Annotated in this window: 18 protein-coding genes; 10 read left to right on the top strand and 8 right to left on the bottom strand. The window is 68.0% G+C overall.

What is annotated here, in order from left to right; genetic code table 11:
• The first annotated feature begins 301 nt into the window (after positions 1 to 301).
• The 8 genes from CAL25_RS16995 to CAL25_RS16960 all read left to right on the top strand — a co-directional run bounded on the left by CAL25_RS16995 (position 302) and on the right by CAL25_RS16960 (position 9,905).
• Entirely contained in the window at positions 302 to 514 is a 213-nt protein-coding gene (locus CAL25_RS16995; RefSeq protein WP_094802140.1) for a hypothetical protein, read from the top strand.
• A 21-nt stretch (positions 515 to 535) separates the two neighbouring features.
• Positions 536 to 868, top strand: a complete 333-nt coding sequence (locus tag CAL25_RS16990) for an acyl carrier protein (protein ID WP_141217946.1) — start codon at positions 536 to 538, stop codon at positions 866 to 868.
• Positions 861 to 2,123: a beta-ketoacyl-[acyl-carrier-protein] synthase family protein gene (locus tag CAL25_RS16985; RefSeq protein ID WP_170948518.1), complete on the top strand. Its 1,263-nt coding sequence runs from the start codon at positions 861 to 863 to the stop codon at positions 2,121 to 2,123. The genes CAL25_RS16990 and CAL25_RS16985 overlap by 8 nt, the downstream gene beginning before the upstream one ends.
• Before the next feature lie 248 nt (positions 2,124 to 2,371).
• On the top strand, positions 2,372 to 3,235 hold the full coding sequence (locus tag CAL25_RS16980) for a hypothetical protein (protein WP_141217945.1): 864 nt from the start codon (positions 2,372 to 2,374) through the stop codon (positions 3,233 to 3,235).
• Positions 3,236 to 3,238: 3 nt separating this feature from the next.
• On the top strand, positions 3,239 to 5,320 hold the full coding sequence (locus tag CAL25_RS16975; protein WP_094802133.1) for a peptidase domain-containing ABC transporter: 2,082 nt from the start codon (positions 3,239 to 3,241) through the stop codon (positions 5,318 to 5,320).
• Complete coding sequence (locus tag CAL25_RS16970; RefSeq protein WP_094802131.1) at positions 5,317 to 6,531, top strand: efflux RND transporter periplasmic adaptor subunit; 1,215 nt, start codon at positions 5,317 to 5,319, stop codon at positions 6,529 to 6,531. The genes CAL25_RS16975 and CAL25_RS16970 overlap by 4 nt, the downstream gene beginning before the upstream one ends.
• Complete coding sequence (locus CAL25_RS16965) at positions 6,528 to 8,507, top strand: ABC transporter permease (protein WP_170948517.1); 1,980 nt, start codon at positions 6,528 to 6,530, stop codon at positions 8,505 to 8,507. The genes CAL25_RS16970 and CAL25_RS16965 overlap by 4 nt, the downstream gene beginning before the upstream one ends.
• Positions 8,508 to 8,519: 12 nt before the next feature.
• Positions 8,520 to 9,905: an efflux transporter outer membrane subunit gene (locus tag CAL25_RS16960; RefSeq protein ID WP_094802127.1), complete on the top strand. Its 1,386-nt coding sequence runs from the start codon at positions 8,520 to 8,522 to the stop codon at positions 9,903 to 9,905.
• 4 nt (positions 9,906 to 9,909) lie between these two features.
• On the opposite strand, the gene CAL25_RS16955 is transcribed toward CAL25_RS16960, so the two are convergent.
• The 8 genes from CAL25_RS16955 to CAL25_RS16920 all read right to left on the bottom strand — a co-directional run bounded on the left by CAL25_RS16955 (position 9,910) and on the right by CAL25_RS16920 (position 20,572).
• Positions 9,910 to 11,505 carry a DHA2 family efflux MFS transporter permease subunit gene (locus CAL25_RS16955; RefSeq protein ID WP_094802125.1) on the bottom strand — a complete coding sequence of 532 codons (1,596 nt, stop codon included), beginning with the start codon at positions 11,503 to 11,505 and terminating at the stop codon, positions 9,910 to 9,912.
• Positions 11,506 to 11,507: 2 nt separating this feature from the next.
• A complete protein-coding gene (locus tag CAL25_RS16950) occupies positions 11,508 to 12,695 on the bottom strand; it encodes an EmrA/EmrK family multidrug efflux transporter periplasmic adaptor subunit (RefSeq protein ID WP_094802123.1) in 1,188 nt (395 codons plus the stop codon).
• Positions 12,696 to 12,712: 17 nt separating this feature from the next.
• Complete coding sequence (locus CAL25_RS16945) at positions 12,713 to 14,131, bottom strand: efflux transporter outer membrane subunit (protein WP_094802121.1); 1,419 nt, start codon at positions 14,129 to 14,131, stop codon at positions 12,713 to 12,715.
• Positions 14,132 to 14,248: 117 nt separating this feature from the next.
• Positions 14,249 to 14,761 carry a MarR family winged helix-turn-helix transcriptional regulator gene (locus tag CAL25_RS16940; RefSeq protein ID WP_094802119.1) on the bottom strand — a complete coding sequence of 171 codons (513 nt, stop codon included), beginning with the start codon at positions 14,759 to 14,761 and terminating at the stop codon, positions 14,249 to 14,251.
• Positions 14,762 to 14,877: 116 nt separating this feature from the next.
• Positions 14,878 to 18,219: an ATP-binding protein gene (locus CAL25_RS16935; RefSeq protein ID WP_094802117.1), complete on the bottom strand. Its 3,342-nt coding sequence runs from the start codon at positions 18,217 to 18,219 to the stop codon at positions 14,878 to 14,880.
• Positions 18,220 to 18,897, bottom strand: a complete 678-nt coding sequence (locus tag CAL25_RS16930; RefSeq protein WP_094802115.1) for a response regulator transcription factor — start codon at positions 18,895 to 18,897, stop codon at positions 18,220 to 18,222.
• 201 nt (positions 18,898 to 19,098) lie between these two features.
• Positions 19,099 to 19,563, bottom strand: coding sequence for a hypothetical protein (locus CAL25_RS16925; RefSeq protein ID WP_141217944.1), 465 nt, complete (start codon positions 19,561 to 19,563; stop codon positions 19,099 to 19,101).
• A 151-nt stretch (positions 19,564 to 19,714) separates the two neighbouring features.
• On the bottom strand, positions 19,715 to 20,572 hold the full coding sequence (locus CAL25_RS16920) for a DMT family transporter (protein WP_094802111.1): 858 nt from the start codon (positions 20,570 to 20,572) through the stop codon (positions 19,715 to 19,717).
• A 34-nt stretch (positions 20,573 to 20,606) separates the two neighbouring features.
• On the opposite strand from CAL25_RS16920, the gene CAL25_RS16915 reads away from it, so the two are divergent.
• Together CAL25_RS16915 and CAL25_RS16910 are read left to right on the top strand one after the other, a co-directional pair.
• Positions 20,607 to 21,551 carry a DMT family transporter gene (locus tag CAL25_RS16915; RefSeq protein ID WP_094802109.1) on the top strand — a complete coding sequence of 315 codons (945 nt, stop codon included), beginning with the start codon at positions 20,607 to 20,609 and terminating at the stop codon, positions 21,549 to 21,551.
• A gap of 73 nt (positions 21,552 to 21,624) precedes the next feature.
• Positions 21,625 to 22,614: a quinone oxidoreductase family protein gene (locus CAL25_RS16910; protein ID WP_094802105.1), complete on the top strand. Its 990-nt coding sequence runs from the start codon at positions 21,625 to 21,627 to the stop codon at positions 22,612 to 22,614.
• Positions 22,615 to 22,684: the final 70 nt, after the last annotated feature.

Below are 22,684 nucleotides of genomic sequence, written 5' to 3'. Positions count from 1 at the left end.
AACGGAATGCAAACGCCGGGGCGTGCAAGGCGCTCCGGGCATGTCGCGCCCGGGTCGAGCCGGCGCGCCGTTTCGCGGGGCGACGATACGAAGCTGTTACTCATCGAGTCACTTTAGCGCTTCTTCGATAGTTCACTCGGACCAAATTACGCAAAGTTCGATCAGGCATCGCGCATGTTCGATGTGTTCGATTCGTCATGCCTTCGGATGCGGCGTCATGCGGTCACCCATCGGTTCTCGATCATGCCGTAGGCGTCGTGGCGCGTCGCCATTCCCTGTCACGTCACATCAAAGGAAAGCCATGCAATTCACCACTCTCTCCCAAGGCCAGGCCCGCCAGATCGTCGGCGGCGCTTCCGTCACTTTCGGCCCGACGCCCAAGAGCGCCTTCATCTACAAATGCTGGGACACCGATGGCGACGTCTACTGGTCCGATGTCCCCAACGACAGGGGTTGCTACAACAGTAAGACGGGCCAGACGGAAAAAGGCTCCGCCAAGCAGCGCAAGGGCTGACCCTCAAACGCCGGTGCCCCCATGGCGAGCGCGATGGGGGCGCCGTATCGCGGTTCGTCCGCCGAGGCTGTGTTCTTCGTCATGTCCGACATTCCCACTTCAGATGCCGTAAGGCATCGCATCGCGGCCTTGCTCGAGGCCGAGTTCGGCATCTCCGCCGCGGCGCTGCTGGCCGACACCGCGTTCACCGAGATCGACAGCAAGTTCGATTCGCTCGCGCTGCTCGAGGTGCAGTTCCTGCTCGAGGCCGAATACAAAATCGAATTTCCCACCATGCAGCCCGGCGATGTGCTGCCGGTCAATGTCTCCGAACTCGCTGCCATCGTCCTCGAGCGGATGCAGGCCCATGGCTGAGTCGCCTCGTCATCCGGGCACTGCACGGCGGCGCGTGGTGATCACCGGCGCCGGCGTGGTGAGCGCGCTCGGAAACAGCCCCCCAGAATTCCATCGATCCCTGCAGTCGGGTCAGGCCGGCATCGTGTGCCAGCCCGACACGGAGCTGCTCCGCGCGGTGGGAGCCGCCGCGTTCGACGCCACTGCGCATTTCTCGCGGCTCGAGCTGCTGAGCCTGGATCGCGGCACGCAATTCGCCCTGGTGGCGAGCGAGCAGGCGATGCACGAGTCCGGCGTGACCCTCGCGCCCGATGCCAACGCCGGCGTCTACTGGGGCACGGGCGGCGGCGGCTTCGAAACCATCGAGGCCAGCTACGGTCGCTTCTATGGCGCTGCACCTGGCGGATCGGGCGGATCGGGCGCCGCGATGACGGTGCCCGCGGCCATGGTGCACGCACCGGCCGCGCAAGTCTCCATTCGCCACGGCGTGCGGGGCGAGTGCCTGACCTATTCCACGGCGTGCTCGTCCGCATCGGTTGCGATCGGCGAGGCCTTCCTGCGTATCGCTCTGGGTCTGCGCGATGTGGCCATCGCGGGCGGCAGCGAGTGCGCGCTGCTGCCGGGCGTGCTGAAAGGCTGGCTCGCGATGCGGGTCCTGTGCGACGACCCTCGCGAAGGCATCCCGTCGGGTTGCCGGCCCTTCGATCGCGACCGCCAGGGTTTCGCGCTGGGCGAGGGGGCCGCCGCGTTCGTGCTCGAATCCTACGAGCACGCCATGGCGCGCGGTGCCGAGGTGCTTGCCGAGCTCGTCGGCTATGGCGCGAGCAACGACGCTTCCCACATCACGCGACCCGACGGCGCAGGCCAGATTCGCGCCATGACGCATGCGCTCGCCTGTGCGGATATCGCACCGTCGGACGTGAGCTACATCAATGCCCACGGCACGGGCACTCCGTTCGGCGACGCGGTCGAGTGCGCGTCGATCGCCGCGGTGTTCGGCGAAGGCGCGCAGCGGATCCCGATCAGCAGCACCAAGGCGGCCCATGGCCATCTGCTCGGCGCGAGCGGGGCGATCGAAATGCTCGCCTGCCTCTACGCGCTGCGCATGCAGTGCGTGCCGCCCACGCTCAACTGGGTGGCGCCCGATCCCGCCACCGCCGGCTGGGACTTCGTGCCCAACGTCGGCCGGCCCGCAAACCTGCGCCACGTCATGAGCAATTCGTTCGCCTTCGGCGGCAACAACGCCGTCCTGATCGCGCGGCGCTGGCCCGGCTGACGCCGATCCTGACCGGATCCGAACCCGTCGCCGTCAGTCTCTTTCGATATCCGTACGCGCCGTCCTTCTCTCACATCATGCGTCCGTCCTCCCCCTCGCTGCCGGCGTTGCGCTGGCATGCCACACACGCGCTTGCCTGGCTGCGGCGCCGCGATTTAGAGCTCGTCCTCGCGGGCGCGAGGGATCGGCTGGCGAGCGCCGTCCGGTCCGGGTTGCACGCCTGCGCCCGATGCGCGCGCGACACCGTGATGGCGCCTTTGCTGCGCCACCTGCCGTATCGGCTGTTGCTCGCGGGCGCCAGGGCCATCGACGTGGTGCCGCAGCATCGCCGCGATGCGCGCCGGCGCGCGGCGTTCGCGGGCCTCAATCTCCACCAGGCGGCGGGCCGCGCGCGGGCCGGGGCGGGCCATGCGCGGCTCTGGCGTCACAAGATCGTGCTCGAGGCGGCGCTGTACTTCCGCAATCGCACGCTCATCCAGGAGCTCGAGGACTGCGCGCGCCAGCTCGCCGAGGCATTGCGCCGCGAGGGTGCGGCGGGCCAGCCGGTGATCCTGGCGCCGCTGCACATGCATTCGGATTTGCTGGCGACCCTGATGTGTGCCCGCGCATGCGCCGGGCCGGTGGCGGTCATCACCGCCCACGATGCGAGCACCGTGACGGCATCCGACGAGGCCCTGCTGAAGCGGCACGGTGGCATCGAGATCCGCCTGTTGAATCCGCTCGATCACGGCGCCGGTGAGCTGCTGGCCTTCCTGCGCGCGGTGCGCAACGGGGCGGGCACGCTGGTGGCGTTTCCTGACGCGCCGCCGGAGGCGACCCAGCGCCTCTTCGAGCGGGCCATGCGCACCTACGACTGCCGGATGTTCGGTCATCCGGCCCGGGTGCACCGCGGTCTGCCCGAGCTCGCCCGGCTGACCGGCGCGCGCGTGCTTTTTGTCTGCCTGACCCGCCGTGGCGGCCGTTTTCACGCCGACGTCGCGGCCTGCGTGCCGGCCGATCGCGTGGGCGAGCGCATGCCCGACATCATCGAGCGCGCCATCCTCGCGCACCCGCACGAGTGGCTCTTCTGGCACACGCCTTCGCTGTTCTCCTTCAACTCCGCGGATCGCTAGACGATGAGCGACATCGACACTTCCACGCGCAAGCCCGCCATGGTGTTTCAGGGCGAGGTCGCCGAATGCGGCCTGGCCTGCGCCGCCATGATGATCGACGCCTTGGGAGGCGACGCGTCCCTGGCGGACCTGCGGGGCAGGTTTCCGGTTTCCACGGCGGGGGCGTCATTGCTCGACCTTCAAGGCATTCTGGAGAGGTCCGGCGCGCCTGCCCTTGCCGTGCGGTTCGACCCGGCCCAACTCGCCGAGCTGCCGTTGCCGGCCATTCTGCACTACGGTGGCAATCATTTCGTGCTGTGCACCCGCCGGTCGGGCGGCGCGCTGCGCGTCTTCAATCCGGCCACGGGCAGCACGGTGGTCAGGGTCGAGCACCTGCGCGAGCACATCACGGGCTATGCGCTGGTGCTGGATCGCTCGCGGCCGTTGAGGGTCCCGGGCGCACGCGTCGATGTGCCGGCGCGCCCCGATGTCTGGCGGCACACGCGCCTGCCGCGATTCTGGCCGCTGCTGCTGGCGGGCCTGGCGGCAGGCGTGCTCGGGTTTGTCGTGCCGGTCATGTATGCAGCCACGCTGGACGACGCGTCGATGATCCACGCATTCAACGACTGGATGCCGTTCGCCGCCGCGTTCGTGGTGGCGCTGATCAGCGTGCTGATCACCGTCTATGCCGACACACGACGCAACGTCGATGCGCAGGGCATCAGCCGGACGCGGATGTCGGAGCTCTTTGCCAGGCTGCTGCGCAAACGCGTCGATTACTTCGAGCGGCGGCTCCTCACCGACGTCTTTCAACGCCTGTTTTCGCACGGCAGGCTGGTGGGCGAACGCGGGATCACCACGCTCGAGCTGTTGCGCTCGGGCCTGATGGCGCTGGTCATCGGCGGCATCATGGCCTGGATCAGCGTACGGCTGGCGCTCGTGACGCTGGTGGTCGTGATCGGGTACTGGGGTATCAGCCGGTACTTCTCCGAGCGCCGCGCGCCGCTGCTGTTGCGCGTCGAGGAGATGAGCGGCCGGCACAACGACCTGGTGCTCGAAACGCTGAGCGGCATCGGTACGGTCAAGAGCGCCGGCCTCGGCCCGCACCGCGAGCTGCAGTTCAGCAAAAGCCAGGCCTCGCTCGCCGACACCGCGCTGGCCCTGGGCCAGCTCTCGGTGCACGAGTCGGCCGCGTCGCGCACGCTGGGCTACGCCGAGGCCATTGTGGTGCTCATGCTGGGTGCCGGGCTGGTGCGGTCGGACCTGCTGTCGGTGGGTGGGCTGGTGTCATACGTGTTCTTCAAGCAGATCGCATTGGACAGCGTCACCGGTCTGTACTGGACCGCCATGCGGCGGCGCGAGCAGAACATCCTGGTGCAGCGCAGCCATGATCTGCTGGAGGGCGCGGAGGATCCGGCCGAAGGCGCGCCGGTCATCAGGATGCGCGAGCGCATGGTGCTGACCGGACTGCGCTTTCATTATGTGGGCTGCACCCGCGTCTTCGAGCTCGATCGGCTGCAGCTGCGCTACGGCGAGAAGATTGCGCTGATCGGCGCATCGGGCAGTGGCAAAAGCACCTGGCTGAAGGTGCTGGGAGGCCTCTATCCCGCCACGGACGGCGAGGTCGTGGTGGACGATGCCGCCGTGGGGCGGCGGGCGCTGCGGGGGCTGGCTTACTGCCACCAGGCGCGCGAAGTCCTGTTCCAGAATACGGTTCTCGACAACGTCCTGCTGCCGGGATCGTGGGGGTTCGCCGACAAGCGCAGGCAGGATGCCCGCGCGCTGCTGGCAAGCCTGGGCCTGACTTCCGCCATCGAAGCGATGCCCCACGGTTGGAACACCGAGCTTTCGGCCGCCAATCCTCATCTGTCCTCGGGCCAGATCCAGCGTGTCATGGTGGCGCGGGCTCTGTGCAGCCTGCGCGATCTCGTGCTGCTCGATGAGCCCACGTCCAACCTGGACGACGAGGCCGCGGCGCTGACCTTCGATGCCATTCTCGCCAGCGCGGGCACGGTGATCGTGGCCACCCACGAGCACGCGCACCTGCATCGCTTCGATCGGGTGTTCGAGCTGGGCGCAGCGGGTCTGAGGGAGCGGACGCCATGACGGATGCCGGCAACGCCGCCAATGCAAGGGGGCGCCGGATGTGGCGTGCGGCCCGCCTGCCACTGCTCGGCGTCTGCCTGGTGGGCGCGGCCTGGCTCGGCCTACGCGAGGCGCCCGACGTCACGTCAGCGCAGATTCGGTCCGCGCTGGTGACGCGCGCCGATCTCGAGGTCGCGGTGGAGGCGGTGGCGACGCTCGAGCCGGTCGATATCGTCACGATAGGTGCCCAGGTCAACGGGCAGATCAAACGCATCGCCGTGCAGCAGGGCGATCGCGTGCGCCGCGGCGATCTGCTGGTCGTGATCGATCCCGAGTTGCAGGAAGCGGCGCTCGAAAAGGCCCGCGCCTCGCTCGCCAGCATGGAGGCGCAACTGACGGCCAGGCGGGCGACGCTGGCCCATCGGCAGTCCATCCTGGCGCGCCAGCGCGCGCTCGCCCGCGAGGATGCGAACACGCGTCTCGATGTCGAGCAGGCCGAACTCGAGTACGAGGTGGCCAAGTCGGAGCTCGCCGTCGTCGCGTCGCAGATCGTGCAGGCCCGGCTCGACGTGCGCAGCGCGGAGGTCAATCTGACCTACACGCAGATTTCCTCTCCGATCGACGGCGAGGTCCTGGCGATCTTTGCCCAGTTCGGGCAGACCCTGGTGTCGGCGCAGGCCTCGCCGGCCCTGCTGGTGGTGGGCAACATCGACCGCATGCGGGTGCGGGCCCGGGTGTCCGAGGCCGATGTGGTGGGCCTGAAGCCCGGCGTCGAAACCTCGTTCTCGGTCGTGGGCGTGGACGCGCGCACGTATCGCGGCACGCTGCAGAGCGTCGAGCTGCCGGCCGAGTCGCTGCGCGCATTGCGCCAGTCGGGTGAGGGCGCGCCCCGGGGCGATCTGCCGGTCTACTACTACGGCACGTTCGACGTCGACAATGCCGACCACGTCCTGCTGCCGTTCATGACGGCCGATGTGCGCATCGTCAAGGGCGTGCGCCAGCAAGTGCTGACCGTGCCGGTGGCGGCCATCCGGCGTCATGTCGGCGACGACGGCGCGACGGTGCGGGTCGTGGGGCGCGACGGGCACACCACGCCCCGTACCGTGCAGCTCGGCCCGGTGAGCGGGGGATGGGTCGAAGTCCGTGCCGGGCTCGACGAGGGCGAGCGCGTGGTGCTGGGCCGGCTGCCCGACGAGCTCGACGAGGCCGAGGGCGCGGGGCAGGCACCATGACGCGGTCCGTCGCTCGCGGCTCGGCGCCCGCGCTGATCGAAATGGACGCCGTGTCGCGCTGGCACGATACCGCCGCCGGCCGCTCCATCGTTCTGGATCGCTTCAGCCTCCGTATCCGGGCGGGTGAAATGGTCGCCATCCGTGGCGCGTCCGGATCGGGAAAGTCGACGCTGCTGCACATCCTGGGGGGCCTCGACTTCCCGTCCAGCGGCAGCTATCGCATTCACGGCCATGACGTCGGCGGCATGGCGCCCGACGCGCTCGCCGCGATTCGGAGCCGACTGTTCGGTTTCGTGTTTCAGCGCTATCACCTCATCCCCCATCTGACCGCGCTCGAGAACGTGTGCGTGCCGCTTTCGTACGCCGGGGCAGGGCGGGCCGAAGCCGAGCGCATGGCGCGCGACCGGCTCGTCCAGGTCGGCCTGCACGACCGCCTGCACTATCGGCCGGCGCAATTGTCGGGCGGGCAACAGCAGCGGGTGGGGATCGCGCGGGCGCTGGCCAACGGGGGCTCGGTGATTTTTGCCGATGAACCCACCGGCGCGCTCGATGCGCGCAGCGGCGCGCAGATCATGGACATTCTGTGCGCGCTGCACGCGGCCGGACACACGGTGGTGATCGTGACGCACGACGCCGGCGTCGCGGCGCGCGCGGCCCGCGTCATCGAGATCGAGGATGGCCGGATGGTCAGCGACATCCGCACCGACGCCGCCGCCGGCGCGACGCCGCCGGGCGCGGCTCACGCGGGCGGCGTCAGGCCCGACAGCCCGCTGCGGCGCCGCGCGGGCATTCTGCGCCTGGCGCTGCGCGAAGCCGCGCGCATTCTGATCCGGGTCCCGCTGCGCAGCGCCTTGACGATGCTGGGCATCGCGATCGGGGTCGGCGCCGTGGCCAGTGTGGTGGCGGTCGGGCAGGGCAGCCGCGACAAGGTGCTGCGCAATATCTCGTCGCTGGGCGCCAACACCATCGAGGTCGCCGCGGGCAGCGGGCTGGGCGATCTCGACTCGCGCGGCCGTCGTCCCTTGTCTTCGCGCGATGCCGCGCTGCTGGTCGAACAGACCCGGATCGACGCCGCGACGCCGGTGACCAGCGCGTCCGCCACCGTGCGCGCGGGACGCGCGTCGCTGCAGGTCGCGGTGCTGGGCGTGAGCGAGGATTTTCCGGAGGTTTACGCGCGCAGGATGCTGGAGGGCGCCTTCTTCGGGCGCGCCGCCGTGGCCGCCGCCGCACCGGTGGTGGTGATCGACCAGAACCTGCGCGAGCGCCTGTTTCCTCCGGGCATATCGGTGCTCGGACGGCAGATCATGGTCGGCCCGATGGCGCTGACGATCGTGGGCGTGGAGCGCAGCTCCGACGGCGTGGCGGACAGCCGGGCGGTGTTGCAGGCATACGTGCCCCACACCAGCGTGGGCCTGCGGCTCGACAAGGCGCAGCACATGATGATCGCGGTGCGGGTGCCGCCGGGCGTGCCCAACCGGCTGGCGCAGGCCGGCATCTTCGACGTGTTGCGCACGAGCCGTGGCGCGCAGGACTTCTACACGCGCTCGCTCGAGCAGATCCAGATCGCCGTGGCCAAGGCGGCGCGCACGTTCTCGCTGATGATTCTCGCCATCGCGGCGGTATCGCTGGTGGTGGGCGGTATCGGCGTCATGAACATGATGCTGGTGTCGGTCTATGAGCGCACCCACGAGATCGGCGTGCGCATGGCGCTCGGCGCCCGCGCCGCCGACGTGCTGACGCAGTTTCTCACCGAGGCGCTCGTCTTGTGCGCGCTCGGCGGTGTGGCCGGCGTGGCCGTCTCCGTGGCGTTCAGGGTGCTGCTGCCCGTGTTCCTGCCCGAGGTGCCCGTGGTCTTCTCCTGGCCCTCGGTGGCGGCGGGGCTGCTTTGTTCGTCGGTCATCGGATTGGTCTTTGGTTATGCGCCCGCACGGCGGGCCTCACGCTTGAGGCCAGTGGATGCGCTGGCCAACGAATGACGGGACGGCATCATGAGGCGACGCTTTTATTCCTATGTGCCGTTGTTGTGCGCGCTGTGGCTGAGCGGATGCGCGGCCCCGGCGGTGCCGGTCGAAACCTATCTTTCGCGCCAGGCGGTGCCCGACCGCTGGGACGCCGCCGCGGCGCTGGGCAATGCACCGGCCGAGGGGAGCGCATCGGCGCAATGGTGGCGTGTCTTTGGCGATCAGCGGCTCGACGGGCTTGTCGATCTGGCGCTGGCGCGCAATCTCGACCTGCACATCGCCATGCTGCGCGTGCGGCAGGCACGCAACGACGCCAGATTGATGGGCACGATCCTGACGCCGGAGTTCACGCCGAGCGCGACCGGCGGGGTCACGAAGGATCTCGCGCACGGCAACCCGAGCCAGCGGGACTACTCGAGCCGCTTCGACGTCGGCTACGAGCTGGACCTCTGGGGCAAGTACGGCGCGGCGATCGATGGCGCCGACTGGGCGCTGCAGGCCTCGCAGTACGACCGGCGCGCCGCCGCGCTGACGCTGGTGGCCAGCGTCGCCGAAACCTACTGGACCATCGCCCTGCTCAAGCAGAAGGTGGAGATCCAGGCGCGCAACATCGAGCGGGCAAGCCGGCTGATGGCCCTGATCCTGGCGCGCAGGCAGTCCGGTTTCGCCGGCACCGCCGATACCGAACGGGCGGCGCAAGACCTGGCGACGCAGCGGATCGTGGCGCGGCAGCTGGCGTCGCAGTTGCACACGACGCGCCTGGGTCTTGCCGCGCTGCTGGGCGAGGAGGCCGGCTGGGTCAATCCGCTCGAGCCGCTGGCCTTGCCGACGGAGCCACCGCCGGACGTGGCGCTGGATCAACCGGCCGCGGTGCTGGCGCGGCGGCCCGACGTGCAGGCCGCGGAAGCTCGCCTGCGTGCGTCATATTCGCGCGCCGAAGTCACACGGCTGCAGTTCTATCCCACCATTCTGCTGGGCGCCGGCCGGTCGGGCGGTGCATCGCGCGACCTGGGCGACATCCTGAGCAATCCGCTGGGTTCGCTGGGCTTCACCCTGGCGCTGCCATTTCTGCAGTTTCGCAAAGCGCAGTTCACCGTGACGCAGGCGCAGCTTCAGTATGAGGAAGTGGGGCTGCAGTTCGGCCGCACCCTGTACAACGCGCTGATCGAGGTGGAACGCGGGCTGGCCGTGGCGCTGCAGCAGCGCGACGAGGGCGCGCTGCGCCAGGCCGTGCTGGACCGGGCGCGCAAGGTCGAGTCCATCAGCGGCGCGCGCTATCTTGCGGGCCAGGATGGCCTGAAGGATTGGCTCGATGCGCAGCAATCGACGCGGCAAGCCGAATCCGACGTGCTGGACAACCGCTATGAGCAGCTGCGCACCACGCTCAGGCTCATCCAGGCGATGGGCGGCTGAGCGCTCAGTGCGCCCCGGCGGCGGCCTCGGCGGCGCCGTCGTCCTTGCCTTTGCCCTTGTTGATGCGCGGCCGTGCGAACCAGACCGTGCCGATCAGCAGAACGAAGATCAGCGCCGAGGCATAGAACACGTCGGTGGCCGACATGGTCGCGGCCTGGGTATTGATCAGGCCGTCGATGACGGTGAGCGACTGCTCGTGCGACAGCCCGGCGCTGTTCTGCAGCGCGCCCGAGATCTGGTCGAACGCCTGCTGCCCGGGCCGGGCCACCTCGGTCAGTTGCGCATGGTGCAGGGTGGTCCGGTTTTCCCAGAGGGTGGTCGAGATCGAGGTGCCGAACGCGCCCGCGGTCAGGCGCGCGAAGTTCGACAGGCCCGATGCCGCCGGGATGCGGCCCGGCTCCAGGCCCGACAGCGTGATCGAGGTCAGCGGCACGAAGAACGCGGCCATGGCGGCGCCCTGGATGATGGTCGGGATCATCAGCGTGCGCACGTCGGTCTGGGTGTTGAAACCCGAGCGCATGAAGCACACCAGCGCGAAGATCATGAACGCCACGGTCACCAGCTGGCGCGGGTCGCGCGTGGCCAGCATCTTGCCGACGATGGGCGTGAGCAGGATGGCCAGAAGCCCCACCGGCGCGGTCACCAGGCCCGCATAGGTTGCGGTGTAGCCCATCGTGCTTTGCAGCCAGAGCGGCAGCAGCACGACATTGCCGAAGAACACGCCGTAAGCCACCGCGAGCGTCAGCGCGCCCACCGTGAAGTTGCGCTCCTTGAAGAGCCGCAGGTCCACCACCGGATGCGCGTCGGTGAGCTCCCAGATCAGGAAGAACACGAAGGCCACGAAGGCGATCGCGGCCAGCAGGATGATGACCGGGCTGGCGAACCAGTCCAGCTCCTTGCCCTTGTCGAGCATGATCTGCAGCGCGCCGACCCACACGACCAGCAGCACCAGCCCCACCTTGTCGATCGGGAGCTTGCGCGTGACCGACTCGCGGTCACGATAGATGCGCCAGCTGATCCACGCCGCCAACAGGCCCACGGGCACGTTGATGTAGAAGATCCAGGGCCAGGTGTAGTTGTCGGAAATCCAGCCGCCCAGCAGCGGCCCGGCCACGGGCGCCACGAGCGTGGTCATGGACCACACTGCCAGCGCCATGCCGGCCTTCTCCTTCGGAAAGCTCGACAGCATCAGCGCCTGCGACAGCGGGATCATCGGGCCCGCGACGGCGCCCTGCAACACGCGGAACGCGATCAGCGCCTCGAGCGTGGGCGCGAAGCCGCACAGCCACGAGGCGAGCACGAAGAGCAGGGTGGAGATCAGGAACAGCCTGACCTGACCGAAGCGTTGCGTGAGCCAGCCCGTCAGCGGCACCGTGATCGCGTTGGCGACGGCGAACGAGGTGATCACCCACGTGCCCTGGCTCGAGCTCACGCCCAGATCGCCCGAGATGGTCGGGATCGATACGTTGGCGATCGAGGTGTCCAGCACGTTCATGAACACGGCCGTCGACAGGGCGATCGACCCGATGATCCGGGTCGCGCCGTTCAGCGGCGGATAGGGGGCGGCCGGGGCGGCGGCGGGCCGGGCTTGATCGCTCATGATTACTCGAGGTTGGCCTTGATGATCTTGGCGATCAGTGCGTCGGCCTCGCCGTGGCCGGGTTCGAACACGGTGGTCGACAGCACGGGTTCGGCGCGCTGCACTTCAGTGAGCGGCTTGCCGTCGTCCTTGCCGATGTCGACTTCGACGTCCATCGACAGTCCGATGCGCAGCGGATGCTGCTTCAGGTCTTCGGGGTCGAGCGCGATGCGTACCGGCACGCGCTGCACCACCTTGATCCAGTTGCCGGTGGCGTTCTGCGCCGGCAGCAGGGCGAACGCGCTGCCGGTGCCGGCATCCAGGCCGATGACCTTGCCGTGATAGACCACGTCGCCGCCGTACAGGTCGGCCTTGAGCGTGACCGGCTGGCCGATGCGCATGTGGCGCAGCTGACCTTCCTTGAAGTTCGCTTCGACCCACACCTGATCCAGCGGCACGATGTTCATCAGCACCGAGCCGGGCGCGACGCGTTGCCCCACCTGGGCATTGCGGCGCGCGACCACGCCCGCAACCGGCGCGGGCAGGACGGTGCGCGACTGATTCAGCCAGGCGTTGCGCAGGGCGGCGGCCGCTTCGCGCACATCGGGATGCTGCGCCACGTCGGTGCCGCGGGTCAGCGCCAGGTTGGTGGCCAGGCGGGCGCGCGCCGCGGCCAGCGCCGCGCGGGCCTGTGCCAGGCCGGATTGCGCGGTCTTGAGCGCGGTCTCGGCGTGCAGGATTTCTTCGCCGCTGACACCCCCCGAACGGCCCAGGGACTGGCGCCGCTTCAGATCGCTCTGCGCCCGGGCGAGGTCGGCCTGGGCGCGCTCGATGTCGGCCTGACGCACGTCCACGTCGGCGGCCAGGGCATCGTTCTGCACGTACAGCGTGCGCACCTGCCGCACGGTCTGCGCCAGCTTGGCTTCGGCCTGCTGCAGCGCCACGTCGGTGTCGGCGGGGTCCAGGCGCACCATGGGCTGGCCGGCCTTGACGGTTTCGGTGTCGTCGGCCTCGATGGCGATCACGGTGCCCGGCACTTGCGGCGTGATCTGCACGAGATTGCCGTGCACGTACGCGTCGTCGGTGCTTTCGAAGTGGGATCCGAACAGGAACCACCAGATGGCATAGGCCAGGGCCAGCACGATGAACGCCCCGGTGGCCAGCAACAGCAGGCGCTTGCGGGCGGGATGGGTTTTAGGGGTATCGGTCATGACGTCTAATCCGCGGATCAGTGGGTAGAGGGTGAGACGGGCGCGGTGGCCTTCGCGTCGTAGCCGCCGCCCAGCGCATAGGCGAGGTCGGCATCGAGCTGATAGGCGCGGCTCTTCAGGTCGGTGTCCAGGCGGGCCTGGGTCAGCACGCTGTCCTGTGCCAGCAGCACGGCCAGGTAGTTGCCGAGGCCGTTGCGGTAGCGCCGGACGGCCAGGTCATACGCGGCGTCGATGGCCTCGCGCGCCTGGCGCTGTTCGGCCTTCTCGCGGTCGATCAGGCGCAGCGAATCGATCGCGTCGGCCGTCTGCCGCACCGCGTCGAGCACGGTCTGGTTGTAGTCGGACACCGCCAGATCGGCATCGGCGCGCCGGCCGGACAGATTGGCGTTGAGCTCGCCGCCATGGAAGATGGGCAGCGTGATGGCGGGACCGATGCCCGCCGTGCGCGAGAACCGATCGAACAGCATGTTGGTGCCGAGCGATTGCAGCCCGGCGAAGGCGACCAGATTCACGTTGGGATAAAACTCGGCCTTGGCCGCGTCGATGCCATGGCGCGCGGCTTCGGCGCGCCAGCGGGCGGCGGTCACGTCGGGGCGGTGGCCCAGCAGCTCGAGCGAGACGGCCTGCGGCACGACGCCATCGGGCGCGGTGAGCGCGTAGGGCCGAACGGACCGGCCACGATCCGGGCCCGCCGCCGTCAGTGCCGACAGCTGATTCTGCAATTGCGCGAGCGTAGTCTCGACCTGCGTGAGCTGCACACGGGCGGCGGCGGAGGCGGACTCGGCCTGCTTGACCTCGACCTGCGTGTCCAGACCGGCGCCCTCGCGGTCGCGGGTGAGCTTGAGGACGTCGTCGCGCTGCGCGATGACGCGCGAGATCACGTCACGTTGCGCATAGGCGTTCTGCAGGTTGAGATAGCTGGCCACGACCGAGCGGGCCAGCAGATTGCGCGCTGCCTGGGCGTCGGCCTCGGCCGCATCCCGTTGCGATACGGCGGCTTGCAGGCGCGAGCGGTTCTTGCCCCAGAAGTCGAGCTCATAGCTGAAATCCAGCGCCAGCCGGTTGTCGCTCACCACCGAGCCGCCCAATGGCGCGGGCTGGATATAGTTGCCCGACAGGTGTTCGCGGCTGAGCTGGTAGTTGGCATCCACCCGCGGGAACAGCGGGGCACGGGCACCGGCCACGGCCGCGTTGGCTTGCGCCAGGCGTGCCTGCGCCGCGGTCAGCGACGGGTTGCCCGCCATGGCATCGTCGACCAGCGCATCGAGCTGCGGATCGCCATATCGTTGCCACCAGCGTGCGTCGGGCCAGGCCGTCTCCTGCACGCTCAGGCCATGCTGGGCGGCATCCCATTGCGCCACCGGCTCGGGCGCCGGGTCCATCAGGGCGCAGCCCGAAAGGGTCAGCACCCATGCGGTGATAAGTAGGCGTTTCATCCTGACGATTTGCTGAAAGTAGTTGATCAAGTTGGTATTTGACTAGGCAATTAATTAGGCCAAAAAAAGCCCGGCAGCCTGCCCGCGTCGGTGGGACGCGGGCGGAAGCAGGGGCCTTCAGCGCACTGCGGGCAGTCCGGCGGCGGAGCCGTTGGCCAGCATGCGCATCAGCAGGTGGCGCGCCTGCGCGGTCTCGTCGGCCGAAAAACCACGCAGGTGCAAGTTGAGCACCTTGGCAATGTACTGCGGAATCTCCCGGGCCTTCTCCTGGCCGTCGTCGGTCAGTTCGAGCTTGATGACACGCCGGTCTTCCTGGCTGCGCACGCGCCGCAGCAGGCCTTTGGCCTCGAGACGGTCGAGCGTGCGCGTCATGGCGCCGGTATCGACGCCGATCAGTCGCGCCAGTTCGGCGGGCGTGTCGGCCCGTCCTCGGAAAATCATGGCCAGCGGCCGCCATTGCATGGCCGTGAGATCCAGCGGCGCCATCTCCTGATCCAGCATGCGGTTCATGGAGTTGTAGACCAGCTTGATCAGAAAGCCGATGTTGTCGTCCGACATGCACACGCTGTCGGCGCGATAGTGGACGACAGGGATGGCGGATTCGCCGGACGGGACAGGGGACGAGCTCATGGCTGGATTTTACTGCCTAGGCAATTAATGTCAACACGCGCCGGGTTCGATAAGCGGCAGCCGGCGCGCCCGGCTTACGACGCGAGCTGCCTTGCCGTCTCGTGCGCGCTACCGCCTCACGCGGGCGGTGCGCGTCGCGTCTGGCTCAGCAGCGTCTGCAGGCCCTGCGCGACCTCGGTGGTCAGCGCGTCGATGTCTTCTGTCCAGGCGCCGCCCGCTCTGCTCATGTCGAGCAGCTCGCTGCACAGGTCGGCGAGCCCGGAAGGGCCCAGTTGCATGAGCCCGCCGCACACGCGATGAATCCAGCGTTCGAGTCGCGCCACGTCCTGGCTGGCGCGGACGTCGGGCAGTGCGCTCAGATCCCGCTCGATCTGCGTGGCCAGGATGTCGCGGTAGATGTCGGGCACGTCGGGCAGGTCCGGCGAGCCCTCGGGTGCCCGCGCCGTCGCGAGCAGATCCTGCACCACCGCCTCGAGCGCAGCGAGGGGCAAGGGCTTGGTCAGGTAGTCGGTGAAGCCGTGGTCGCGTCCCGAGCGGATGTCGTCGGGCTGCACGCTGGCGCTGATCGCATAGACGGGCAGGTCGGGATCGCGCTCACGCAATGCGCTGAGAAGCTCGTAGCCTCCCAACCCAGGCATGTTGACGTCCGTGAGCACGGCATCCACGCGGTGTTTCTTGAATTGCTCGAGCGCCTGCAGGCCGTCGTGTGCGGGGATGGTGTCCACGCCCAGCGTGCGCAGCTGGTCTTGCAGCAAGGCGAGGTTGAGTGCGTTGTCTTCGGCGACCAGTACGGTCAACCCGGTCATCACGAGAGGCGTGCCCTCGGGCTGGCCGGAGGCGTCGGTGCTCGTGTCAGGCAGCGTCGACGCGGCCGGTGAGGGCGTGCCGGCGGACGCATGCGACGAGGTGGCGGCGGAGTCGGCCGACGCGCGCGTCGCAGTGGCTGGCCTGGGGTCGGCCACGGCGGCGACAAGACCGGCGAGGCTGTACGCGCACACACGCAGCGCGCCGGCCGGGGTGGGTTCGGGGTGTAGCGGCCCGGCCTGGCCCGCCAGTACGATGCCCGATGTGCCGCCCCACACGACCTCGATGGCGGACAGGTCGAACTCGTCGGTCGCGACCAGGCAGTCGTAGCGCGCGGACAGGCCGGTCTCGGCCGGGCTGGCGACATGAAGCACCGTGGCTTCGCCCGCGAACACGCCGTTGAACCATTCGGTGTATTCGGATGCCTGGGCCAGCACCGCGATGCGTGCCGGCGCGGGCAAGCGCGAGCCGGTCGCGGGCTCCTGATCGGCGCTGTCGAACGGAAGGCGGATATCCACGCGGGTGCCGACGCCCAGCGTGCTGTGCAGTGCGATCGTGCCGCCCATCATCGTGACGAGGCGGGAGCAGATCGACAGGCCCAGACCGGTGCCGCGGATCTGGGTCAGGCGGTGCTGATCGCCCTGCACGAAAGGCTGGAACAGCCGCGGCAGGAGGTCTTCGGGAATGCCGATGCCCGAGTCTGTCAATGTCAGGACGAGTTGCGCATCGATCCAGTCCGCGCGCAGGACGACCTTGCCCGACTTGGTGAACTTGAACGCGTTGCTGATGATGTTGTTGAGCACCTGGGTGAGCCGCAGCGCGTCGATGCGGATCCGGCCCGGGAGGTGCTCCGAGGCCACCAGATAGAAATCGAGCTTCTGGCGGTTGGCCACGGGCAGATGCGCGATGGCCACGTTGCTCAGCAGTTCGAGCAGGGGCGTCCACTCGGGCGTGAGCTGCAGGTGACCCACATCGATCTTGGAAAAATCCAGCACGTCGTTGACGACCTGCAGCAGATCGTTGGTGGACGACTGCATGGCTACGACCCGCGCGCGTTGCTCCGCGGACAGCGGACCGCGCGACACCAGCTCGAGGTTGCCGGTGAGGGAGGTCAGCGGCGTGCGGATCTCGTGGCTCATCGAGGCGAAAAACTGCAGCTTTGCTTTCGCGACCTGGTCGCTCGCGGCCTTGGCCTGGCGCAGGGCGTTCTCGGCCTGGACGTGGGTCGTCATGTCGGCGATGGCGCAGAAATAGACGGCGTCGCCGTTGAGCGTGGCGGGCGCGAACGTGACCTCGAGATTCGCTTCCTTGTCGTCGACGGTGAAGGAAAACGAGAACTTGCGGATGTCGGGGTCGTCGCCGTCGGGCGCTGCGCGTTCCAGGGTCTGGGTGGCGAAGGCGGCCACGAACGCGGTCGGCAGCTCCGAGGCGTTGGCCTCGAGCTGCAGCACCCGGCGGAAATGGTCGTTGGCCACCATCACCCGGAACCCTTCGCGTCGAACCACGCCGAGGCCGATGGGCGATGCGTGCACCAGCAAGTGATGCAGCATTTCGCGTTCGAGCGCCAGCTTGGCTTCGCGGTAGGTGCGGCCAATGAACTGGTAGCGCCAGAATTTGCCGCCGGCCAGCAGGGCCGAGACCGCCAGCAAGGTCAGGCAGGAGCCGAGCAGCAGCTCGGTGCGCAGCACGCTCGCGAGCTCGGTCCAGGGGACCACGGCCACGATCGTGGCGCCCTCGAACGAGCGCGATGACCAGCGCATGCCCCATTCGAACGGCGTGATCAACTTGAATTCGCCATCGGCCATCGGGCTGGTGCTCTGGAACAGCACCGCCGCGTCCGGGATCGGAAGCGTGCCGGCCAGCACGTGGCCCCCGGCATCGATCAGCGCGATGTTGCCCTGGTTCGTGTCGTGGGCGAAGGTGGGGCGCAGGTCGGAGAGCTCGATGGACGTGGCCAGCAGCAATTGCATGCCGGTGCTGTTCCTGACGGCGGCCATGCCGAGCAGGGTGTGCTGACCGAGGTTCCATTCGGCCGGCGGGACGGCCCAGACCACACGCCGGGCGGCACCGTACTTGGCGCCGGCCAGACTGCGGGGCCCCTCGGAAACATGATTGAGATACTGCTCGCGCATGTAGGTGAGGCCGGCCGAGGTCATGATCAGCTGGTCGGTGCGGGCCGTGGGGAAGTTGTGTTCGACCAGGGCATCCGTCGTCAGGTCGGCGATCAGCAAGGGGGCGTCGCCGCCATTCGCCACGAGCAGGGCGGTCGCGTCCTGGCAGGCGCTGAACAGCGGATACTCGCTCTGCTGCAGCGTGAGCGATTCGCCCCGGCACAGCGAGCTGGTCTCGACATCGCGCTGAAGCTCGCCCGAAGGCGTGCGGGCGGTGAGGAGGTAGCGGGCCGTGTCCAGCATGGCGAGCCGGCGCACCACCACCGCACTGGCGGACTCATCGGCAAGCCGCACGGATTGTTCGTACAGGCGCAGCGTGTGGGACACCTTGCTGGCCAGCATGACGAAGGCCGACCCCACCAGCACGCACACGAGAATCCCCAGGAAAAGCGAGAACATGCGCTGTTCTCGCTTGAGGTTTTTCTCGAGGGCCTGCATGGCCCGCAGCGGCGAACTGCGAGACGACGAAAGATAGCGCTCCATTTAGACGATGCCCGTGTCGGCCGCGTAGCGGATCAGGTCGGCGTTGTTGTTGACGTTGAGTTTGCGCATGGCCGAGCGCTTCTGGGTGGCGACGGTGGTGATCGCCCGGTTGAGCTGGCGCGCGATGTCGGTCAGGGAGTGCCCTTGCGCGAAGAGTCGGACAACCTCGCTCTCTTTCTGGGACAACTGCTGAACGGTGGCGATCTGCGACGGCGCGACGTAATGGCCCAGCCGCATCGCGACCCGAGGGCTCAGCACCGGCGGCTTTGCGCCGGACATCACGCTCTTGCAGATCTGGGCCAGGATCTGGCTCGGCTCGTCCTTGCCGACGATGCCGTGTACTCCGGCCGTGATCATGCTTTTGAGGATGCCGCCGTTGGGCACGGTGGTCGAAACCACGATCGGGATCGAGGGGTGCTTGCGCCGAAGCAGGCCGATGAGACGGATGCCATCGAGATTGCTGGTCGATGCTTCTTCAAAGGGAGGCATGACGAAGTCGGTGACGATCAGATCGCAAGGGGTGGCCTGCAGGGTGTGCAACAGCTCTTCGCCGGAGTTTGCAGATGCCACGACGGTGAAGTCGCCGTCGGCGGAGAGCATTTGCGAAATCGCGATCTGAACGAGCGGATGATCGTCCGCCACGACGACGCGACAAGAGGAAGTGCGACCTGGAAACATATTTTTCTTTGTCTGGTACCGGAGTGTGTGAGGAGGCCAGGCGCTAGGGGACGGATGCTCTCTGTCGGTTTTACTATAGGAATCCTTCGGGGATAACGACGAATATCACAGAGACATGCCGCCCCCAGGGAATACCCTGAAGCAGGGCGGTTGGGGGAGCGGTGAAAGGTGCCCCGGCGCGTGCGCCGGGGCGGGGATATCTCAAGGTAAGGCATGCGCGTGGTCGAGGTCGGAGGCGTGATGCCGATGAAGCGCCGCCCAGGGCGCCAGCGCGAGGGCGATCGCGACCAGCACGCACGCGCCGTAGAAGACCTTGTTCGACCAGTGGAGCGCGCCGAGGTCGACGGGGGTGATGCACGAAGGAAGCAGCCAGAGCGCGACGAGCCCCGCATAGAAGATGGTGACCAGGAGGGCGAGCGCCGCGGGCATCCACGCGACCACGCGCTCGACCGTGCGGCTGGCCGGGGCATGGTCGGTGCTGGGGGTGGGCTCGCTCCGGGCGAACAACCTGCTGCGCCGGGACGCGGGCGCGAGCCAGGCGCGCGCAGGCCGGCGCGGATGCGGCCGATGCGGCAGATTGGCGAATGCGCTTCGGCCGGTGGGGGCGGGCGTCAGTGCAGACGAATGGGCGAGGGGCGATGTGGACCTGGGATCGAGCGTAGACATGGTGACTTCACCTTGGTTACTACACTCAGGCTATCGATCGTCAGGATTCGGAAATATAGAAAAAGTGCGATTCGTGGCCGCCCTGGCGTGCTGAGGTGGCGGAAATTTTGTCGAGATCGGTCGTTATTTCGTTATTTTGGCCGCCGCCGTGTCAGTGGGCGGGTTTGCGCAAGCCCGACCAGACGATGGCCGCCACGATGAGGGCAGCGCCGGCCAGCATGCGGCCGGTGGGCTCCTGGGCGAACAGGACCCAGGCGAACCCGATCGCGTAGACCGGCTCGAGCGCGATCACCAGGCCGGCGCTGCGGGCGTTGAGCTTGGTGAGGCTCGACACGAACAAATAGTGTGAAAGGCCCGTGCAGAACACGCCCAGCAGCGCGATCCAGAGCCAGTCCATGGCGCCCAGCGCCGGCAGTTGACCGACCGCGAACGGCAGGACGATCAGCGCGACGATGGCGTTCTGCCAGCCCGCCACCTGCATGGCGTCCATGCCGGCGGCCGCGCGCCGGTTGGTCAGGGCCAGCAGGGCGAACGAGAGCCCGGAGGCGAGGCCCCACAGCAGCCCCACCGTGCCCTGGTCGGCGAAATCGAACGACGGCGTCACGAGCACCAGTCCCAGGGTGACCAGGGCCAGCACCGCCCACTCGGCGGCACGTACTTTTTCGCGGAAGACCAGACCTTCGAACAGCGTGATGAACGCCGGGAAGCTGGCAAAACCCAGCGTGGCGATGGCGATGCCGCCCACCTTGACCGAGATGAAGAACGTGACCCAGTGGCCGGCGAGCAGGGCGCCCGCGATCACGAGCACGAAAATCTGGGCCGGCGTCAGCACGCCGAGCATCGAGCGGCGCTGGATCCGCGCGAAGACGCCCAGCGAGAGCACCGCGAAGATCGCCCGGCCCGCCGTGATCACGGCCGCGCTGGCCTGAATCAACTCACCGAAAACGCCGGTCAGGCCGAAAAGGACGGCGGCGGCATGGATGTAAAGCAGGGCACGTTGGCGAGTCATGGGAGTGCGTCGGGGGACAAACTAAAATCATCGCATGAATCCACTTCAAGAGCATTTGCAGGGCTCGCGCCAGGCCCAGATGGTGGCCGGCTATGCCATGGCGGGCCTCGGTGCCATTTTGTTCTCGGCCAAGGCCATCGTCGTCAAGTTCACCTACCGCTACGGGATCGATGCGGTCACGCTGATTGCTTTCCGGATGCTGTTCGCGATGCCCTTCTTTGCCGCCGTGGCCTGGTGGCAGGCCCGCCGCGCGGCCCGCGGCGAGATTCCCGTGCTGACGGGCCGCGAGCGGGTCCAGCTGATACTTCTCGGACTGTTGGGGTATTACCTGTCGAGCTTCCTGGATTTTCTGGGGCTGCGCTACGTGTCCGCCGGGCTCGAGCGACTGATCCTGTTCCTCTCTCCTTCGCTCGTGGTCCTGCTGTCGGCATGGTGGTTCAAGCGCGGCGTGTCGCGGCAGCAGGCCTGGGCCATGGTCCTGTCTTACGCCGGCGTGGTGCTGGTTTTCGCCCATGACGTGGGGCAGAGCGCCGGATCCGAGGTGCTGTTGGGGTCTTTGTTCGTTTTCGGCTCCGCGCTCAGCTATTCTGTCTATCTGATCTGCTCCGGCGAGCTGGTCAAGCGCGTGGGCGCGACCCGTCTGGTGGCCTACGCCATGCTGGTGTCCTGCGTGGCCTGTGTGATCCAGTTCTTCCTGGTGCATCCGCCCGAGGTGCTGTTGCAGCCGGCCGGTGTTTATGGTTATTCCCTGATCCACGCCACCCTCAACACGGTGGTGCCGGTGTTCATGCTGATGTGGGCGGTCGCGCTGATCGGCGCGCCGACCGCGTCGCTGCTGGGGATGATGGGCCCGGTTTCGGTGCTGTTCCTGGCGGCATGGTTCCTCGACGAGCCGATCACCGCCTGGCAGCTGGCCGGCACGGCGCTGGTGCTGGGTGGCGTGCTCGTTCTGACCAGCCGGCGGCGTGCCCCCGGGTAGCCGGGGCGGCTTCGCGCCGGTGCTTCGAATTCGTTTGTTTCCTTTTCATCGTCATTTCCGCAAGGAGGCCCGCATGGCCAGCAAGCTCGTCAAGGCAGTCCGCATCGAACAGCACGGCGGTCCCGAAGTCCTGAAGGTGGTCGAGGTCGAAGTGCCGCCGCCCGCGGCCAATGAAGTCACGATCGCCCAGCATGCCGCGGGCCTCAACTTCATCGATATCTACTACCGCACGGGCCTGTACCCGCATCCGCTGCCGCACGGTCTGGGCTTCGAGGCCGCCGGCGTGGTCGAGGCGGTGGGCGCCGACGTCAAGCATTTGAAGGTGGGCGATCGCGTGGCCTACGGCCAGAGCCCGCTGGGTGCCTACGCCCAGGCGCGCAACGTGCCCGCCGCCCAGGTCGTGAAGCTGCCCAAGAGCGTGAGCTTCGACGACGCGGCCGCCCTGATGCTCAAGGGCCTCACGGTGCAGTATCTGTTCCGCCAGACCTACCGCCTGCAGGGCGGCGAAACCATTCTGTTCCATGCGGCCGCCGGCGGCGTGGGCCTGATTGCCTGCCAATGGGCGCGTGCCCTGGGCGTGAAGCTGATCGGCACGGTGTCGAGCCCCGAAAAGGCGGCCCTGGCCCGCGAGAACGGCGCCTGGGAAACCATCGACTATTCGCGTGAAAACGTGGCCGAGCGCGTGCTCGAGCTCACCGGTGGCAAGAAAGTCCCGGTGGTCTACGACGGCGTGGGCAAGGACACCTGGGAAACCTCGCTCGACTGCCTGGAGCCGCGCGGTCTGATGGTGAGCTTCGGCAACGCCTCCGGCCCGGTCACCGGCGTGAACGTCGGCATCCTGAACCAGAAGGGCTGCCTCTACCTGACCCGTCCGTCGCTGGGTGTGCACGTGAACACCCCCGAGAAGCTCAAGGCCGCCGCCGACGAGCTGTTCGGCCTGGTCAGCAAGAAGCAGATCAAGGTGCGCATCGACCAGCGCTACAGCCTCGAACAGGCCGGCGACGCGCAGGCCGCCCTGGCGTCGCGCAAGACCACCGGCGCAACGATCCTCACGCTCGACTGAGCGGCGCGGCTTCGGCCGGGCAAGAAAAAACCCGCGAAGGTCTGACCTTCGCGGGTTTTTTTGCGCTTGC

The organism is Bordetella genomosp. 5, assembly GCF_002261315.1.
In the GTDB taxonomy this organism is placed as follows: Bacteria; Pseudomonadota; Gammaproteobacteria; order Burkholderiales; family Burkholderiaceae_B; genus Bordetella.
The sequence above is the reverse complement of the archived record's forward strand: the minus strand, read 5'-3'. Positions and strand labels throughout refer to the sequence as shown.

Coding starts and splice junctions, on each gene's coding strand:
- CAL25_RS16910 (WP_094802105.1), top strand. CDS start 21,625: ATGGCCAGCAAGCTCGTCAAGGCAGTCCGCATCGAACAGCACGGCGGT.
- CAL25_RS16950 (WP_094802123.1), bottom strand. CDS start 12,695: ATGACCGATACCCCTAAAACCCATCCCGCCCGCAAGCGCCTGCTGTTG.
- CAL25_RS16970 (WP_094802131.1), top strand. CDS start 5,317: ATGACGGATGCCGGCAACGCCGCCAATGCAAGGGGGCGCCGGATGTGG.
- CAL25_RS16985 (WP_170948518.1), top strand. CDS start 861: ATGGCTGAGTCGCCTCGTCATCCGGGCACTGCACGGCGGCGCGTGGTG.
- CAL25_RS16930 (WP_094802115.1), bottom strand. CDS start 18,897: ATGTTTCCAGGTCGCACTTCCTCTTGTCGCGTCGTCGTGGCGGACGAT.
- CAL25_RS16925 (WP_141217944.1), bottom strand. CDS start 19,563: ATGTCTACGCTCGATCCCAGGTCCACATCGCCCCTCGCCCATTCGTCT.
- CAL25_RS16920 (WP_094802111.1), bottom strand. CDS start 20,572: ATGACTCGCCAACGTGCCCTGCTTTACATCCATGCCGCCGCCGTCCTT.
- CAL25_RS16915 (WP_094802109.1), top strand. CDS start 20,607: ATGAATCCACTTCAAGAGCATTTGCAGGGCTCGCGCCAGGCCCAGATG.
- CAL25_RS16945 (WP_094802121.1), bottom strand. CDS start 14,131: ATGAAACGCCTACTTATCACCGCATGGGTGCTGACCCTTTCGGGCTGC.
- CAL25_RS16990 (WP_141217946.1), top strand. CDS start 536: ATGGCGAGCGCGATGGGGGCGCCGTATCGCGGTTCGTCCGCCGAGGCT.
- CAL25_RS16975 (WP_094802133.1), top strand. CDS start 3,239: ATGAGCGACATCGACACTTCCACGCGCAAGCCCGCCATGGTGTTTCAG.
- CAL25_RS16955 (WP_094802125.1), bottom strand. CDS start 11,505: ATGAGCGATCAAGCCCGGCCCGCCGCCGCCCCGGCCGCCCCCTATCCG.
- CAL25_RS16940 (WP_094802119.1), bottom strand. CDS start 14,761: ATGAGCTCGTCCCCTGTCCCGTCCGGCGAATCCGCCATCCCTGTCGTC.
- CAL25_RS16980 (WP_141217945.1), top strand. CDS start 2,372: ATGGCGCCTTTGCTGCGCCACCTGCCGTATCGGCTGTTGCTCGCGGGC.
- CAL25_RS16935 (WP_094802117.1), bottom strand. CDS start 18,219: ATGGAGCGCTATCTTTCGTCGTCTCGCAGTTCGCCGCTGCGGGCCATG.
- CAL25_RS16995 (WP_094802140.1), top strand. CDS start 302: ATGCAATTCACCACTCTCTCCCAAGGCCAGGCCCGCCAGATCGTCGGC.
- CAL25_RS16965 (WP_170948517.1), top strand. CDS start 6,528: ATGACGCGGTCCGTCGCTCGCGGCTCGGCGCCCGCGCTGATCGAAATG.
- CAL25_RS16960 (WP_094802127.1), top strand. CDS start 8,520: ATGAGGCGACGCTTTTATTCCTATGTGCCGTTGTTGTGCGCGCTGTGG.